Annotated in this window: 16 protein-coding genes, 2 tRNA genes and 1 pseudogene; 8 read left to right on the plus strand and 11 right to left on the minus strand. The window is 72.6% G+C overall.

Annotation, left to right across the window (positions count from 1 at the left end; all coding sequences use genetic code 11):
• Window positions 1-24: 24 nt before the first annotated feature.
• Both ABEB17_RS00780 and ABEB17_RS00785 read left to right on the plus strand, forming a co-directional pair.
• Window positions 25-1,164, plus strand: a complete 1,140-nt coding sequence (locus tag ABEB17_RS00780; RefSeq protein ID WP_345714646.1) for a trans-sulfuration enzyme family protein — start codon at window positions 25-27, stop codon at window positions 1,162-1,164.
• Window positions 1,161-2,063, plus strand: a complete 903-nt coding sequence (locus ABEB17_RS00785; RefSeq protein WP_345714647.1) for an alpha/beta fold hydrolase — start codon at window positions 1,161-1,163, stop codon at window positions 2,061-2,063. Before ABEB17_RS00780 ends, ABEB17_RS00785 begins: the two co-directional genes overlap by 4 nt.
• A 7-nt stretch (window positions 2,064-2,070) precedes the next feature.
• Here the strand turns inward: ABEB17_RS00785 and ABEB17_RS00790 are convergent, their stop codons facing one another.
• Together ABEB17_RS00790 and ABEB17_RS00795 are read right to left on the minus strand one after the other, a co-directional pair.
• The gene (locus ABEB17_RS00790; RefSeq protein ID WP_345714648.1) at window positions 2,071-3,072 is read right to left on the minus strand and encodes an NAD(P)H-dependent glycerol-3-phosphate dehydrogenase; all 1,002 of its coding nucleotides are present in this window, start codon (window positions 3,070-3,072) and stop codon (window positions 2,071-2,073) included.
• Window positions 3,069-3,977, minus strand: a complete 909-nt coding sequence (locus tag ABEB17_RS00795; protein WP_345714649.1) for a lysophospholipid acyltransferase family protein — start codon at window positions 3,975-3,977, stop codon at window positions 3,069-3,071. The genes ABEB17_RS00790 and ABEB17_RS00795 overlap by 4 nt, the downstream gene beginning before the upstream one ends.
• A gap of 123 nt (window positions 3,978-4,100) precedes the next feature.
• Here ABEB17_RS00795 and cofC point away from each other — a divergent pair, with 123 nt between their 5' ends.
• The 4 genes from cofC to ABEB17_RS00815 all read left to right on the plus strand — a co-directional run bounded on the left by cofC (window position 4,101) and on the right by ABEB17_RS00815 (window position 5,793).
• A complete protein-coding gene (gene cofC, locus ABEB17_RS00800) occupies window positions 4,101-4,832 on the plus strand; it encodes a 2-phospho-L-lactate guanylyltransferase (protein WP_345714650.1) in 732 nt (243 codons plus the stop codon).
• Between the two features lie 10 nt (window positions 4,833-4,842).
• Window positions 4,843-5,046 carry a cold-shock protein gene (locus tag ABEB17_RS00805; protein ID WP_345714651.1) on the plus strand — a complete coding sequence of 68 codons (204 nt, stop codon included), beginning with the start codon at window positions 4,843-4,845 and terminating at the stop codon, window positions 5,044-5,046.
• Between the two features lie 125 nt (window positions 5,047-5,171).
• On the plus strand, window positions 5,172-5,627 hold the full coding sequence (locus ABEB17_RS00810) for a DUF6325 family protein (protein WP_345714652.1): 456 nt from the start codon (window positions 5,172-5,174) through the stop codon (window positions 5,625-5,627).
• A gap of 37 nt (window positions 5,628-5,664) precedes the next feature.
• On the plus strand, window positions 5,665-5,793 hold the full coding sequence (locus ABEB17_RS00815; RefSeq protein ID WP_345714653.1) for a hypothetical protein: 129 nt from the start codon (window positions 5,665-5,667) through the stop codon (window positions 5,791-5,793).
• 75 nt (window positions 5,794-5,868) lie between these two features.
• On the opposite strand, the gene ABEB17_RS00820 is transcribed toward ABEB17_RS00815, so the two are convergent.
• The 3 genes from ABEB17_RS00820 to leuC all read right to left on the minus strand — a co-directional run bounded on the left by ABEB17_RS00820 (window position 5,869) and on the right by leuC (window position 8,977).
• Window positions 5,869-6,630, minus strand: a complete 762-nt coding sequence (locus ABEB17_RS00820; protein WP_345714654.1) for an HU family DNA-binding protein — start codon at window positions 6,628-6,630, stop codon at window positions 5,869-5,871.
• Between the two features lie 344 nt (window positions 6,631-6,974).
• Complete coding sequence (gene leuD / locus ABEB17_RS00825; RefSeq protein ID WP_345714655.1) at window positions 6,975-7,568, minus strand: 3-isopropylmalate dehydratase small subunit; 594 nt, start codon at window positions 7,566-7,568, stop codon at window positions 6,975-6,977.
• Window positions 7,569-7,582: 14 nt separating this feature from the next.
• Window positions 7,583-8,977: a 3-isopropylmalate dehydratase large subunit gene (gene leuC, locus ABEB17_RS00830; protein WP_345714656.1), complete on the minus strand. Its 1,395-nt coding sequence runs from the start codon at window positions 8,975-8,977 to the stop codon at window positions 7,583-7,585.
• Between the two features lie 94 nt (window positions 8,978-9,071).
• On the opposite strand from leuC, the gene ABEB17_RS00835 reads away from it, so the two are divergent.
• Window positions 9,072-9,788: an IclR family transcriptional regulator gene (locus ABEB17_RS00835; RefSeq protein WP_345714657.1), complete on the plus strand. Its 717-nt coding sequence runs from the start codon at window positions 9,072-9,074 to the stop codon at window positions 9,786-9,788.
• 56 nt (window positions 9,789-9,844) lie between these two features.
• On the opposite strand, the pseudogene ABEB17_RS00840 reads toward ABEB17_RS00835, so the two are convergent.
• A pseudogene (locus ABEB17_RS00840) lies at window positions 9,845-10,337 on the minus strand (DUF4188 domain-containing protein).
• A 71-nt stretch (window positions 10,338-10,408) separates the two neighbouring features.
• On the opposite strand from ABEB17_RS00840, the gene ABEB17_RS00845 reads away from it, so the two are divergent.
• Window positions 10,409-11,053, plus strand: coding sequence for a MerR family transcriptional regulator (locus tag ABEB17_RS00845; RefSeq protein ID WP_345714658.1), 645 nt, complete (start codon window positions 10,409-10,411; stop codon window positions 11,051-11,053).
• Here ABEB17_RS00845 and ABEB17_RS00850 read toward each other — a convergent pair.
• The 5 genes from ABEB17_RS00850 to gltX all read right to left on the minus strand — a co-directional run bounded on the left by ABEB17_RS00850 (window position 11,025) and on the right by gltX (window position 14,908).
• Entirely contained in the window at window positions 11,025-12,281 is a 1,257-nt protein-coding gene (locus tag ABEB17_RS00850) for an MFS transporter (RefSeq protein WP_345714659.1), read from the minus strand. The two genes, ABEB17_RS00845 and ABEB17_RS00850, sit on opposite strands and share 29 nt — an antisense overlap.
• 120 nt (window positions 12,282-12,401) lie before the next feature.
• Window positions 12,402-12,474 (minus strand) — tRNA-Glu (locus tag ABEB17_RS00855).
• 54 nt (window positions 12,475-12,528) lie between these two features.
• Window positions 12,529-12,600 (minus strand) — tRNA-Gln (locus ABEB17_RS00860).
• A gap of 59 nt (window positions 12,601-12,659) precedes the next feature.
• Entirely contained in the window at window positions 12,660-13,439 is a 780-nt protein-coding gene (locus ABEB17_RS00865; RefSeq protein ID WP_345714660.1) for an HAD family hydrolase, read from the minus strand.
• Window positions 13,436-14,908: a glutamate--tRNA ligase gene (gltX, locus tag ABEB17_RS00870; protein WP_345714661.1), complete on the minus strand. Its 1,473-nt coding sequence runs from the start codon at window positions 14,906-14,908 to the stop codon at window positions 13,436-13,438. The genes ABEB17_RS00865 and gltX overlap by 4 nt, the downstream gene beginning before the upstream one ends.
• Window positions 14,909-14,933 lie beyond the last annotated feature (25 nt).

A 14,933-nucleotide genomic window follows, 5' to 3' on the forward strand; every position in this document is an offset into this window, starting at 1 on the left:
CGGCGGGCGGCTAGCCTTTCCCCCGTGACCGACCAGCCGACGCCGCAGTACTCGCCCGCGACCCTGGCGGTGTCCGCCGGCCGCCCCCCGGCGGGGCCGGGTTCGGCGATGAACGAGCCGGTCTGGCTCACCTCGACCTACGGCGCGGACGGCCCGTACGACTACGGGCGCACCGGAAACCCCACCTGGGACGCGTTCGAGACCGCGCTGGGCGCCCTCGAGGGCGGCGCCGCGCTCGTCTACTCGGCGGGGATGGCGGCCGTCGCGGCTGCGGTGTCGCTGGTGCCGGACGGTGGCACGGTCGTGGCGCCGACGAGCGCCTACACCGGGACGACGGCACTGCTGCGCGAGGCGGCCGAGCGGGGGCGGCTGGTGCTGCGCGAGGTGGACCTCACGGACACCGACGCGGTCGTCGCACTGCTGCCCGGCGCCGCGATGCTCATAGTCGAGACGCCGACGAACCCGCTCTTGGACGTCGCGGACCTGCCCGGGCTGCTCGCCGCGGCTCGCCAGTCCGGAGTCCTCGTGGTGGTCGACAACACGTTCGCGACCCCGCTCGGGCAGCGCCCGCTCGAGCACGGCGCGGACGTCGTCGTGCACTCGGTGACCAAGTACCTGTCCGGGCACTCCGACGTGATCCTCGGGGCGACGGTGACCCGGGACGACGAGGCCGGCCGCGCGCTGCACGAGCGGCTGCGCGCCCACCGCCGACTGTCCGGCAGCATCGCCGGGCCCTCGGAGGTCTGGCTCGCCCTGCGCGGCCTGCGGACGCTGGCCCTGCGGGTGGAGCGCGCCCAGGCCAATGCCACCGAGCTGGCGCGTCGTCTGCAGGAGCACCCGGTGGTGTCGCGGGTGCGGCACCCCTCACTCCCGCAGGACCCCGGCCACGATCGGGCCCGCAAGCAGATGCTGGGCTTCGGTTCGATCGTCGCCGTCGAGGTCGGCGGCGACGCCGACCGCGCCGAGCGGGTCGCCGCCGGCACCCGGTTGTGGGTGCACGCGACGAGCCTCGGCGGAGTCGAGTCCACGCTGGAACGTCGCCGCCGGCACCCCTTGGAGCCCGACGACGTCCCGGTCGACCTGCTGCGGCTGTCCGTCGGTGTCGAGGACGTCGAGGACCTGTGGGCCGACCTCGACCAGGCCCTGCGGGGGTCGGACGCATGACCCGCCCGCCCACCGGCGAGGTCCGGCAGCTGGACGTCGTCACGCCCGACGGCCGGGTCCTGCACGTGCACGACGACGGTGAGCCGGGCGACGAGCGGGTTCCGCTGCTGCTGCACCACGGCACGCCGCAGTCCGCGCTGCTGCTCGGCTCGCAGCTGGCCGCAGCCCGAGCCCGCGGCATCCGGCTCGTCGGCTACGACCGGCCCGGCTACGGCGGCTCCAGCCGTCAGGCCGGACGCCGGGTGGCGGATGCCGCGAGCGACGCGGCCACGGTCGCCGACGCGCTGGGGCTGGACCGGTTCCTGACCTCCGGCGCCTCCGGCGGCGGCCCGCACGCGTTGGCCTGCGCCGCTCGGCTCGGCGACCGGGTGGCCGCGGTAGCCACTGTCGCCGGGGTCGCCCCGCACGACGCGGCCGGCCTGGACTGGCTGGGCGGCATGGGCGACGACAACGTGGTGGAGTTCTCGGCTGCCGCAGCCGGGCCGGACGAGCTGGTGCCGGTGCTCGAGCTGGGGCGCGCCATGATGCTCGCCGCCACGCCGGAGACGCTCGCCGAGGGCATGGCCAGCCTGCTGCCGCCGGCGGACCTCGTGGCCCTGCGCGGCGGGATCGGCACCTGGCTGCACGACAGCGCCGTCGCCGCACTCGCCCAGGGCCACGACGGCTGGCTGGACGACGACCTCGCGTTCGTGCAGGACTGGGGCTTCGACCTCGCCGACGTGCAGGCGCCGCTGCTGGTCGTGGCCGGAGGGCAGGACCTGATGGTCCCCGTCGCGCACGGCGAGTGGCTGGCCGAGACCGTTCCCGGGGCGAGCCGCTCGATCGACCCGGACGCCGGTCACCTGTCCCTGCTGGCCGGGGTCGACGCCGTGCACGGCTGGTTGCTCGACCGCTGGTGAGCCGGCCTCAGTCGGCCTCGGCCTTGCGCGCCCGGGACAGCAGCCGACGTCCCATCTCGTCGGGCGCCAAGCCGTGGTGGACCACAGCCACGACGCCCTCCGTGATCGGCATGTCCACGTCGTTGGCCCGCGCCAGGTCCAGGATCGACTGGCAGGACTTCACGCCCTCGGCGGTCTGCCGGGTCGCCGCGATCACCTCCTGCACGCTGCGTCCCTGACCGAGCTGCACCCCGAAGGTCCGGTTGCGGGACAGCGGCGACATGCAGGTGGCGATGAGGTCGCCGACCCCGGCCAGCCCGGCGAAGGTGGCGGGATCCGCGCCCAACGCCTCCCCCAGCCGAGCGGTCTCGGCGAGCCCGCGGGTCACGATGGTGGCCTTCGTGTTGTCTCCCAGCCCCATCCCCTCGGCCATCCCGACGGCCAGCCCGATGACGTTCTTCACGGCGCCGCCCAGCTCGGTGCCGACGACGTCCGTGGCGGTGTAGGGCCGGAACGCCGGGGTGGCGCAGGCGTGCGCCACCAGGTCCGCGACGTCGTGGTCGGTGCAGGCCACCACGCTGGCCGCGGGCTGCCGCTGGGCGATCTCGGGCGCCAGGTTGGGCCCTGACACGACAACCACCCGCCGGGGCTCGACGCCACCGGCCTCGGCGATGACCTCGCTCATCCGCCGGGTGGTCCCGAGCTCGACGCCCTTCATCAGGGAGACCACGGCGGCCTGCGCCGGGATGAGGTCGGCCCACCGCTGCAGGTGCTCACGGATCGTCTGCGACGGCAGGGCCAGCACGACGACGTCCGCGTCCCGCATCGCCTCGGCGGCGTCCGTGGTCGCCCAGATGGACTCGGGCAGCAGCACGTCCGGCAGGTAGTCGCCGTTGCGGTGCTCGGTGGTGATCTGCTCGGTCAGCTCGGCTCGGCGACCCCACATGGTCACCTCGCTGCCGGCGTCGGCGAGCACCAGCGCGAAGGCGGTCCCCCAGCTGCCGGTCCCCAGGACGGCGCATCGCGTCATGTCGTTCCCCCGTCCGGTCCCTGCGGCCCACCGCCGCGTCCTGGTGCCCTGTCCTTGGCCGCCCTGTCCTTGGCTGCCCTGGCCGCGCGGCGCGCCGCCTGCTCCGCGGCTCGCCCGGCCTGCTCCGCGGCCCGCCCGGCCTGCCGGGCTCGTTTCGCGGCGATCTCCTTGGCCTTCGCCGGGTTACCGGTGCGCGACTGGCCGTGCTCGCGCGGGTCGTACCGGACGGCCGGGGCGCTCTCCCCCCGCAGCTGCTCGAGCAGGGCGGTGATGTCGTGCATGACACGCTCGGTGGCCTCGGCCAGGACGTCGGCGTCCAGCGGGCGTTCGCGCAGGTCATCGAGGTCCACCGGAGGCCCGGCGAGCACGTGCACCGTCTTGCGGGGCAGCAGGTGGACGCGCTTCGCGTACGGCATCAGCATCTCCTGCACGCCCCACTGCGCCACCGGCACGAGCGGGCAGCCGGTGGTCAGCGCCAGCCGGGCCGCCCCCGTCTTGCCCAGCATCGGCCACAGGTCGGGCTCACGGGTGAGGGTCGCCTCGGGGAAGAGGGCCAGGCACTTGCCGGCCCGGACGGCCTCGACTGCGGAGGTGAACGCCGCGGCGGCGTCGCCGGACTCGCGGTGCACCGGGATCTGGTCGGCCGAGCGCAGCACCCAGCCGACGAACGGCACCTGGAAGACCTCCTCCTTGCCGAGGAAGTAGGGCGGGTGCCCGGAGTCGTAGAGGAAGTGCGCGAACGTGACCGGGTCCAGGTAGGACATGTGGTTGGAGCAGACGACGAACCCGCCGGTCGCCGGCAGGTGCTCGGCCCCCCGCCAGTCGCGCCGGGTGATGGCGGTGAACACCGGGCGCAGCACGCCGGCCGCGAAACGGTAGGCACCGCTCAGCTCCCGATGGGACACCCACGCTCCTTCGTCGAACCGGCCCCCTGCCGGCGCACGGGCCATCCAGTGTGCCGAGCCCGCATCCTCGCGGGCCCAGGGGGTGTTGTCGAGCGCACGCGCGGCGACTGCGACCATCGGGTGGTGCCCGGCCCCACCACCCCCACCTGGTCGTGGACCGTGGTGCTGCCCGTCCAGCGGGCCGAACACGGCAAGAGCCGGCTGCGCGCTCCCCAGCACGTCGAACGCGCCGCCCTCGCGCGGGCCATCGCGATCGACTCGGTCGAGGCGGTCCTGGCCAGCGCCGCTGTCGGTGCCGTCGTCCTCGTGACCTCCGATCCGGTGGTCGCCGCCGCCGGTCGCGACCTCGCCGCCGACGGCACCCTCGGCGCAGGAAGGGGCACGGTGGAGGTACTCGCCGACCCCGGGCAGGGGCTGGGCGCCGCGGTCGAGGCCGGCGTCCAGCTGGCGCGTAGGGACCGGCCCGACGGAGCAGTCGCCGCGCTCCTCGCCGACGTCCCGGCCCTACGGGGTGCGGACCTCACCGCCGCGCTCCTGACCGCGCAGGGGCACCCGAGCGCCGTGGTGCCGGACCAGGACGGATCGGGCACGGTGCTGCTGACCGCAGCGCCCGGCGTCCCGCTGCGGCACGCCTTCGGCGCCGGCTCGGCGGCTCGGCACCAGGACCTCGGTGCCGTCGTCCTCGCGCTCGACCTGCCCCGGCTGCGTCGGGACGTCGACACCGAGGCCGACCTGCAGGCGGCCGTGCAGCTCGGCGTCGGCGCGCGCACGAGCGCGCTGCTGGGTGACACTGCGCTGCCGGGTGAGACTGCGCTGCCGGGTGACACTGCGCTGCCGGGTGACAGCGGGCACTAGCCTGTCCGCCATGCAGGGATCGGTGCACGAGTTCGACGACGCCACCGGCGCCGGTTCGGTGCTGCTCGACGACGGACGCCGCGTGCCGTTCCCAGCGGAGGCCTTCTGGGGCAGTGGGCTGCGCCTCCTGCGACCCGGCCAGCGACTCACCGTCGACGTGTCCACGCAGGATGGCGCGCTCCGGGTCACCGCGCTGCGGATCGTCGGCGTCTAGCGAGCGGCTGGCCCCTCCTACCCGCTGGGGGTGACGACGGCCCGCGCGCGCGGCGGCAGGCTCGGGAGTCACCGGGGCCACCAGCGGACGAGTCGCGCCTCGGTACCCAATCGAAAGGGTCAGCCATGGCGGACGAATCGTTGGACGAGCTGGGCCCGGTGGACTTCGTGATCGTGGAGTTCCCGGCCGGCGCCTCCAACTTCACGGGTGAGATGGCCACGGAGCTGCTCGCCCTGGTCGACGCGGGCACGATCCGCGTCATCGACCTGATCATCCTGGCGAAGAACGACGACGGCTCGATCGACGCCGTGGAGGCGGAGGACGTCGACCTGGGTGAGCTGCGCAAGCTCGAGGCGGAGCTGGCCGAGCTGCTGGCCGAGGACGACATCGTCAACCTGGCCGCGGCCATGGACCCGGGCTCCACGGCCGGCGTCATCGTCTACGAGAACCTGTGGGCCGCACCGTTCGCGTCGGCCGCCCGCCGCGCCGGTGGCCAGCTGATCGCCAACGGCCGCATCCCCATGCAGGCCATCATCGCCGCCATCGAGGCGGACGACGCACTCGAGACGACGGGAGCCTGACATGCCGCTTCGGCCAGCACGCGTAGGACGGGTCGGCGTGGTCCACGCGCCGGTCGCCAAGGCCGCGGTCGTCGCCAAGGCCGTGACGCCCGGCCCGGCGCCGATCGCCAAGGCGGCCGTCGTCGGCGCCGCCATCACCCCCGGACGTCGCCGCCGCCGCATCTGAGCGCGAACGCCTGACGCAGCTCGGCCCGGCCTGCTCCGTGGAGCGGGCCGGGCCGAGCTGACGAGCCGACGAGCGTCAGGCCTTCTTCGCCGCGCGCTTGGCGGTGGTCTTCTTCGCCGTCGCCTTCTTCGCGGGTGCGGCCTTCTTCGCCGGTGCGGCCTTCTTGGCGGTCGTCTTCGTGACCGCAGCCTTCTTGGCCGGTGCCGCCTTCTTCGTGACCGCCTTCTTGGCCGGTGCGGCCTTGGTGGTCTTCTTGGCGGTGACCTTCTTCGCCGGTGCCGCCTTCTTCGTGACCGCCTTCTTGGCCGGTGCGGCCTTGGTGGTCTTCTTGGCGGTGACCTTCTTCGCCGGAGCGGCCTTCTTGGCCGGTGCTGCCTTCTTGGCGGCGGCCTTCTTCGCCGGCGCGGCCTTCTTGGCCGGTGCAGCCTTCTTGGCGGCGGCCTTCTTCGCCGGCGCGGCGGCCTTCTTCGCGGTGCTCGCGGCACCGGCGACAGAGGAGGCGACCTTCGTCGTGGCGGAGGCGGCCCGGCCGGCTGCGGCCGCGGTGAACGCCTTCAGCGCCTTGGCGTCGGAGGTGACCTCCTTGAACGCGGTGCCGGCACGGAAACGCGGCACCGAGGTCTTCTTGATGCGCACGGCCTGACCGGTGCGCGGGTTGCGGCCGGTCCGAGCGGCGCGAGCGGCCTTCTCGAACGTGCCGAAGCCCGTGATGGCGACCTTCTCGCCCTTGGCGACGGTGACGGTGATCGTGTCGACGACGGCCTCGAGAGCCTCGGCGGCGGCCTTCTTGCTGCCGAGCCGAGACTCGAGTGCGTCGACCAGCTGTCCCTTGTTCACTGCGGTTCCCCTCTTGGAGATGGTGTGCCGGGCCCCTCAGCCCAGCTGGTGCACTTAGCGCCGAGCCGACGCCCGGTTCGTTGACGACGGTAGGACCATGTGGGGCGCGCGTCCAACACCTGACCCGCTGCCAACGCTTGTGTCGCAAGCACTCCGGGCCGATCTGCCCCTCTTCAGGGCTGCGCCGGAGGGCTGGTGACGAGCCACGGCACTGGTCGACCTCTGGTCCCCGCCTCGACCTCACCGATGGGCCGAAGTCGTTGCAGCACAATACTTTCCCACGACATGGTTCGAGCCCGTCCGCACCTGCGGACGGGCTCGAACCGGGGTCGGGGGGTGGTGGATCAGCCGCTGACCGTGGTCGGCAGGTAGGCCGGCCGGGACTTCTCGAAATTCTTGATGGCGTCCTCGTGTCCGAGCGTCAACGAGATGTCGTCGAGGCCCTCCAGCAGCCGCCAGCGCGTGTAGTCGTCCACCTGGAACGGGCACTGGATGTCGCCCGCGCGAACCGTCTTCGACACCAGGTCGACGGTGACCTCGGTGCCCGGTTCGTTCTCCAGCAGCTTCCAGAGCAGCTCGACGTCGCCCTGCCCGACCTGGGCGGTCAACAACCCCTGCTTGCCCGAGTTGCCGCGGAAGATGTCGGCGAAGCGCGAGCTGATGACGACCCGGAAGCCGTAGTTCATGAGCGCCCAGACGGCATGCTCGCGGGACGACCCGGTGCCGAAGTCCGGTCCGGCGACCAGCACGCTGCCGGACCGGAAGGCGGGCACGTTGAGGATGAACGTCTCGTCGTTCCGCCAGGCCGCGAACAGGCCGTCCTCGAAGCCGGTGCGGGTGACCCGCTTGAGGTAGACGGCCGGGATGATCTGGTCGGTGTCGACGTTGCTGCGGCGCAACGGGACGCCGACTCCGGTGTGGGTCGTGAAGGCTTCCATGTCGTGGGGTCCGTTCAGTCCAGGTCGGCGGGGGACGAGAGGGTGCCGCGCACCGCGGTCGCGGCGGCGACGACGGGCGAGACGAGGTGGGTTCGACCGCCCTTGCCCTGCCGTCCCTCGAAGTTGCGGTTGGAGGTGGAGGCGCTGCGTTCGCCGGGGGCCAGCTGGTCCGGGTTCATGCCCAGGCACATCGAGCAGCCGGCGAGCCGCCAGTCGGCACCCGCCGCCTCGAAGACCTGGTCGAGACCCTCGCTCTCCGCCTGCAGGCGCACCCGCGCCGACCCCGGCACGACGAGCATGCGCACGCCGTCCTTCACGTGGCGCCCCTTGATGACCTCGGCCGCGGCGCGCAGGTCCTCGATACGGCCGTTCGTGCACGAGCCGACGAACACCGTGTCAACGGAGATGTCGCGCAACGGGGTGCCGGGCTCCAGCCCCATGTACGCCAGAGCGCGCTCGGCGCCGGTGCGCTCCTGCTCGTCCACGATGAGCGCCGGCTCGGGCACGCTCGCGCTCAGCGGTAGACCCTGCCCGGGGTTGGTGCCCCACGTCACGAACGGGGCGAGCTCGCGCGCGTCGATGACCACCTCGTGGTCGAAGGTCGCGTCGTCGTCCGTCGCCAGCTGCGACCAGGCGGTCACCGCGTCGTCCCAGTCCTGACCGGACGGCGCGTGCGGGCGTCCCTGCAGGTACTCGAACGTGGTCTCGTCCGGCGCGATCATCCCGGCGCGGGCGCCGGCCTCGATGGACATGTTGCAGATCGTCATCCGCGCTTCCATCGACAGCGCGCGGATGGCCTCGCCGCGGTACTCCAGGACGTAGCCCTGGCCACCGCCGGTACCGATCCGCGCGATGACCGCCAGGATCAGGTCCTTGGCGGTGACGTCGTCCGGCAGCGTCCCCTCGACCGTGATGGCCATCGTCTGGAACGGCTTCAGCGGCAGCGTCTGGGTGGCCAGCACGTGCTCGACCTCGCTGGTCCCGATGCCGAACGCGAGGGCGCCGAACGCGCCGTGGGTGGAGGTGTGCGAGTCGCCGCAGACGATGGTGACGCCGGGCTGGGTCAGGCCGAGCTGCGGGCCGATCACGTGCACGATGCCCTGGTCCACGTCACCCATGGGGTGCAGCCGCACGCCGAACTCGGCGCAGTTGCGGCGCAACGTCTCGACCTGGGTGCGGGACACCGGGTCGGTGATCGGTCCGGGCTCGGTCGGGACGTTGTGGTCCTCGGTGGCGATCGTCAGGTCGGGCCGGCGAACGGTGCGCCCCGTGAGCCGCAACCCGTCGAACGCCTGCGGGCTGGTCACCTCGTGCAGCAGGTGCAGGTCGATGTAGAGCAGGTCGGGCTCGCCTTCGGCGCGGCGCACGACGTGCGCGTCCCAGACCTTCTCGGCCAGCGTGCGGCCCATGTCGACCTTCCTTCCGTTCAGCGCCTCGGCGGGTGTCTCCGGCTTCGGCGAGCCGGTACTTGCATCTCAGGACTTGAGACGGCAATATCGAGGCATGGACAACTCTAGCGGAGTCGGCGTGCTGGACAAGGCCGCCATCGTTCTCAGCGCCCTGGAGGCCGGCCCGTCGACCCTCGCCCAGCTCGTCGCCGCCACCGGGCTCGCCCGCCCGACGGCCCACCGGCTGGCCGTCGCGCTGGAGTACCACCGCCTGGTGGCCCGGGACATGCAGGGCCGCTTCGTGCTGGGCCCGCGGATGGCCGAGCTCGCCTCAGCCGCTGGCGAGGACCGGCTGCTCGCCGCGGCCGGTCCGGTGCTCGCCGCCCTGCGCGACCACACCGGCGAGAGCGCGCAGCTGTTCCGCCGTCAGGGCGACCAGCGGATCTGCGTGGCCGCCGCTGAGCGCCCGGTCGGCCTGCGCGACTCCATCCCCGTCGGCAGCTCGCTGTCGATGCACGCCGGTTCCGCGGCCCAGGTGCTGCTCGCCTGGGAGGAGCCGGACCGGCTGCACCGCGGCCTGCAGGGTGCGAAGTTCAGCGCGACCGCGCTGTCCGGCGTCCGCCGCCGAGGGTGGGCGCAGAGCGTCGGCGAGCGCGAGACCGGCGTCGCGTCGGTGTCCGCCCCGGTACGCGGGCCGTCCGGGCGGGTCGTCGCCGCGGTGTCGATCAGCGGCCCGATCGAGCGGCTGTCCCGTCAGCCCGGCCGGTTGCACGCGCCGTCCGTCATCGCCGGCGCGCACAAGCTCACCGAGGTCCTGCGCCGCGCCAGCTGAGTGCACGGCTGGGTGCGGCGAGGCGGCTGTGATCACGACCACCTGGCCGCACCCACTCAGGCACCGCCGCCGAGTCGCTGGCTCGCGGTCTCGGTGCGCGGCCCGATCTGGGTGGCCGACGTGGCGGCGGCCAGGCCCATCGCCGGGGTGTTCCCGTAGATCGTCTCGTGCGCGCCCGCGGGCACCGCATAGGTCTCGTGCCAGATGCCGACCGCACCGGCGCCCTTGCGCGCGCGCTGGGTTGAAGGCGCGCCAGGCCTTGCGGTGCTCGCGCTCCGTGTCGTGCGCGTAGGAGAGCAGCTTCTCGGTGCTCGACCAGTACTGGACGACGCTGGGGCCGCGGCCGCCGAGCACCAGCCGGTAGCCGAGCAGCCCGCTGTCGGCGTCCTTGCTCAGCTCGGCGAGCATCCGGGGCATCGCCGTGAAGACCGGCCACCACTTGTCCAACCGCCAGAAGCGGTTGACCGTCATGCCGATCAGGAAGACGACCACCTCGCCGTCGTGCCCGTCCGTCCACTGTCCCGCTCGTACCGCCATGACGTCCTCCATTGGATAGCCCCACTTCCCAATATTGGATAGTGCTACTGTCCGTTCCAGTCGTCAAGGGGTTTGGAGGCCAGGTGCGGATCTCGGCGTTGTCAGCGGCCAGCGGGGTGTCCGTGCCCACCATCAAGTACTACCTGCGCGAGGGCCTGCTCCCCCAGGGCCAGACGACCTCGCAGACCCAGGCCCGCTACGACGACGACCACGTCGCCCGGCTGCGGCTGATCCGTGCCCTGGTCGACGTCGCCGGCCTCTCGCTGGCCCAGGTCCGGGACGTCGTCACGCGGCTCGACGACCCACCCGAGTCCTGGCACGACGTCCTCGGCATCGCGCACGGCGCGGCCGTCGCGGGGCCGACCGGAGTCCCCATCACGCACGTGGCCGACGCCCGAGCGCTGCTGGCGGACCTCGGCTGGCAGGTGGACGAGCACACCCCGGCCCTGGCCCAGCTGCAGCGGGCGACAGAGGCCCTGGCCGACGCCGGGCTGGACGTCGGACCCGAGCGACTCGCGGTCTACGCCCGCGCCGCGCACGCCGTGGCCGAGGCGGACCTCGACGGACTCCCCCGGACGTCGCCGGCCGAGGCCGGTCGGCACGTCGTCCTGGGCACGCTGCTGTACGAGCCACTGCTGCTCGCGCTGCGCCGGCTCGCCCACGAGGACGTCAGCGGGGCCCGCTACGGGCGCGCGAGGGCTACGCCGCCGCGCCGCTCAGCTCGCTAGCCTCGTGCGCCTCGAACGCCCGGCGTCGACGAGAGCGGCGCTGGGCCAGCACGCTGATCGCGGAGAGCACGAGACCGGTCGCGGCCATCGCGGATCCGACCAGCGCCGGCGACGTCCAGCCGTAGCCCGCATCGATGACGATGCCGCCGAAGAACGCGCCCGAGGCGTTGGCCAGGTTCAGCGAAGAGTGGTTCAGCGAGGCGCCGAGCGAGGCAGCGCCCGAGCCCGCGACGTCCATCAACCGCAGCTGCAGCGCACCCACCGTCGCCGACGTGACGAACCCGAGCATCAGCACCTCGACGGCGACGCCCCAGGTCGAGCGGGCCGCGAACGGGAACGCGAGCAGCGTGACCAGGGTGGCGGCGAAGCCCAGCAGCAGCGCCCGAGGCACCGACCAGTCGGCCAGCCGACCGCCGGCCAGGGTGCCGAAGGTCATACCGATGCCGAACGTGGCCAGCGCGATCGGGACCGCGGAGGTCGACCAGCCGGACGTGTGCGTCAGGATCGGCGCGATGTAGCTGTACACGGCGAACATCCCGCCGAAGCCGACCGCGCCGATCATCAGCGTCAGCCACACCTGCGGCTTGGCCAGCGCACGCAGCTCCTCGCGCGGCGCGGCGCCCTCCAGCGCCGCGACGAACGGCACGCGGAGCCACACCAGCACCATCGTGATGACGCCGACCGCTGCCACGAACCAGTAGGCCGAACGCCAGCCGTACTGCTCGCCGAGGAACGCCGACGCCGGGACGCCGAAGACGTTCGCGGCCGTCAGTCCGAGCATGGGAAGCACCACGGCGCGGCCTCGTCGTCCCGGCTCGGCCATCGAGGCGGCCACCAGCGCGGCGATGCCGAAGTAGGCCCCGTGCGGCAGCCCGGTCAGGAAGCGGGCGATCATCAGGGCCGGGTAGTTCGGGGCGAGTGCGGACGCGACGTTGCCCACCGTGAACGCGGCCATCAGCACCAGCAGCAGCCTGGTCCGGGACACGCGGGCGGTGAGCACTGCCAGCAGTGGTGCGCCGACCACGACGCCCAGCGCGTACGCCGAGATGATCCGCCCCGCGGCCGGGATCGACACGTCCATGCCCTGCGCGATCTGCGGCAGCAGCCCCATGGTCACGAACTCGGTGGTCCCGATGGCGAAGCCGCCCGCGGCCAGCGCAACGAAGGCCGCGGCGCTGCCGGTGAAGGCGGGCCCGGCCGTGGTGGCAGCGGTGGCGGTGCGGGTCACGAGGGTGGGAACCTCCGGTCGTGGACGGTTCATCCCGGACGGCGGCGCGTCCCGGATCCTGGAACGGCGAAGACCCTCGCCCGAACGGACGAGGGTCTTCGTCGACACTGCCTGCAAACGTAGCCCCGACGGGATTCGAACCCGCGCTACCGCCTTGAGAGGGCGGCGTGCTAGGCCGCTACACAACGGGGCCCTAGCTGGTTGGTGCTGGAGAGATCCTACCGGGCCTGCCGGTCGAACCGTCTCGCTGGGGTACCAGGACTCGAACCTAGACTAACTGAACCAGAATCAGTCGTGCTGCCAATTACACCATACCCCAAGGGGGTATCACGCCCGCTGGTGGCGAACCACCGGCCGGTCGTGACCCGACCGCCGATACTAGCGGTCGGCAGCGCCCGGCCCCAAATCGGCTGCGGCCAGCCCCAGCCACCGGAACAGCTCGCCGAGATCGTGCAGCACGCTCACCCCGGCCGCGGGCGGCGGCGCGACGGTGGATCCGGCGCCCCGGTGGTCGATCCCGCGGTCCAGCCAGACCGCCTGCAGCCCGGCGTCCAGCGCACCCTCCGCGTCGACCGCGAGGTCGTTCCCGACATAGACGGTGCGGTCCGGCTCGCAGCCGATCAGCGCGCACGCGTGCCGGAAGACCGCCCGCTCCGGCTTGCCCACCCCGAGGGTGTCGGTGCCCACCACGATCCGCAGCTGCGACAGCCCGGTGCGTTCGAGCTTGTCCCGCTGGTACCCCACCACGTGGTTGGTGACCGCGCCGAACGGCACCCCCGACGCCGTCAGTGCGTGCAGCAGCTCCACCGCGCCGGGCAACGCCACCCACGCCTGCCGGAACGCCGAGTCGTAGATCGCGTTCCAGCGCTCGAACGAGGCGTCGTCCAGGGCCGGCCCGCCGAGGTCCTGCTGCATCGCCTCGGCCCGCAGACGCCGCTGCTGGAGGAAGTCGATGTCACCCGCGACGAACCGCGGGTAGAAGCCGCGCTCGTCGGCGTGCCAGTGCGCCAGCGCCAGCTGCGGACCGTCGTCCTGCAGGTGAGGCAGGTAGTCGGACGCGACCGCGGCCATCCCCGCCCGGAAGCTGGCGTGCGTGTCGACGAGGGTGTCGTCGATGTCCAGCAGGACGCCGTCCAGGCCGGCGCGCAGCGCGCTCACGCCAGTCGCGCGCGCAGGGCTCGCAACCGGGCCAGGCTCGAGTCGCGGCCCAGGATCTCCATCGACTCGAACAGCGGGGGCGAGACGCGGCGTCCCGTCACCGCGACCCGCAACGGGCCGAACGCGAACTTCGGCTTGATCCCGAGCCCGTCGACGAGAGAAGCGCGCAACGCGGCCTCGATCGCCGTCGTCGTCCACTCCTGCAACGGTTCCAGCGCCGTGACGCTGGCCTCCAGCACCGTGGCGGCATCGTCCTTCAACGACGCGAGGGCATCGTCCTCGACGACCAGGTCGGCGTCGGTGGTGAGCAGGAAGCCGATCATCCCGGGGGCCTCGTTCAGGCGCACCATGCGGGTCTGCACCAACGGGGTCGCCGCGGCGACCAGGGCGCGCTGCGCGTCCGTCGGATCACCGGTGATGACGCCGTCCAGGACCAACCGGTCCACCAGTCGGCCGGCCAGGTCGGACTCCTCGATGCTGCGGATGTAGTGCCCGTTCAGCCAGTCCAGCTTGTCGACGTCGAACACCGGGCCGACCGTGTTCACCCGCTGCCAGTCGAAGTGCTCGACCATGTCGTCGAACGAGAACACCTCCTCGCCGCCGGGCATCGAGTAGCCCAGCAGCGCCAGGAAGTTGCGCAGCGCTTCGGGCAGGTAACCCTGCTCGATGAACCAGGTGAGCCGGGCGGCCGGGTTCTTGCGCTTGCTGATCTTCGACTTGTTCGCGTTGCGCAGCAACGGCATGTGCGCGAACTTCGGCATCTCCAGGCCCAGCCACCCGTAGAGCAGCACATGCTTGGGGGTGGAGCTGATCCACTCCTCGCCGCGGACCACGTGGGTGATGCCCATCAGGTGGTCGTCCACCACGACGGCCAGGTGGTAGGTCGGGAAGCCGTCGGCCTTGAGGATGACCTGGTCGTCCGGGCGGGGCGCGTTCACCTCACCCCGGATGACGTCGGTGAAGGTCAGCGGCGCGTCGTCCGGGATGAGCATGCGGACGACGGGGACGTCACTGAAGCCCGGCAACGCCGCCCGCTCCTCACGGGTCTTGCCGTAGCAGAGCCGGTCGTAGCCGGTCGGCAGCTTGGCGGCCTGCTGCGCCTCGCGCATCTGCTGCAGCCGCTCGGCGGAGCACCAGCAGTGGTAGGCGTGACCGGCCTCGAGCAGCTGGTCGACGTACGGACGGTAGGTGTCCAGCCGCTCGGACTGCCGGTACGGCGCGAACGGGCCGCCCTTGTCGGGTCCCTCGTCCCAGGGCAGGCCGAGCCAGGTGAGCGTGTCGTACAGCTGCTGCTCGCTGTCCTCGCGGTAGCGCGCCCGGTCCGTGTCCTCCACCCGGAGCACGAACTGACCGCCCTGCTGACGCACGAAGGCCAGGTTGAACAACGACATGTACGCCGTCCCGACGTGCGGGTCACCGGTCGGGGACGGTGCGACGCGCAGGCGGACGGGTCCGAGGGTTTCGCTCATGATGCTCCCCAGCCTATTGCGGGCG

Origin of the sequence: Angustibacter luteus, assembly GCF_039541115.1 — a bacterium.
Classification (GTDB): Bacteria; Actinomycetota; Actinomycetes; order Actinomycetales; family Angustibacteraceae; genus Angustibacter; species Angustibacter luteus.

Coding starts and splice junctions, on each gene's coding strand:
- ABEB17_RS00785 (WP_345714647.1), top strand. CDS start 1,161: ATGACCCGCCCGCCCACCGGCGAGGTCCGGCAGCTGGACGTCGTCACG.
- ABEB17_RS00790 (WP_345714648.1), bottom strand. CDS start 3,072: ATGACGCGATGCGCCGTCCTGGGGACCGGCAGCTGGGGGACCGCCTTC.
- ABEB17_RS00835 (WP_345714657.1), top strand. CDS start 9,072: ATGGACAACTCTAGCGGAGTCGGCGTGCTGGACAAGGCCGCCATCGTT.
- leuD (WP_345714655.1), bottom strand. CDS start 7,568: ATGGAAGCCTTCACGACCCACACCGGAGTCGGCGTCCCGTTGCGCCGC.
- leuC (WP_345714656.1), bottom strand. CDS start 8,977: ATGGGCCGCACGCTGGCCGAGAAGGTCTGGGACGCGCACGTCGTGCGC.
- ABEB17_RS00805 (WP_345714651.1), top strand. CDS start 4,843: ATGCAGGGATCGGTGCACGAGTTCGACGACGCCACCGGCGCCGGTTCG.
- ABEB17_RS00810 (WP_345714652.1), top strand. CDS start 5,172: ATGGCGGACGAATCGTTGGACGAGCTGGGCCCGGTGGACTTCGTGATC.
- gltX (WP_345714661.1), bottom strand. CDS start 14,908: ATGAGCGAAACCCTCGGACCCGTCCGCCTGCGCGTCGCACCGTCCCCG.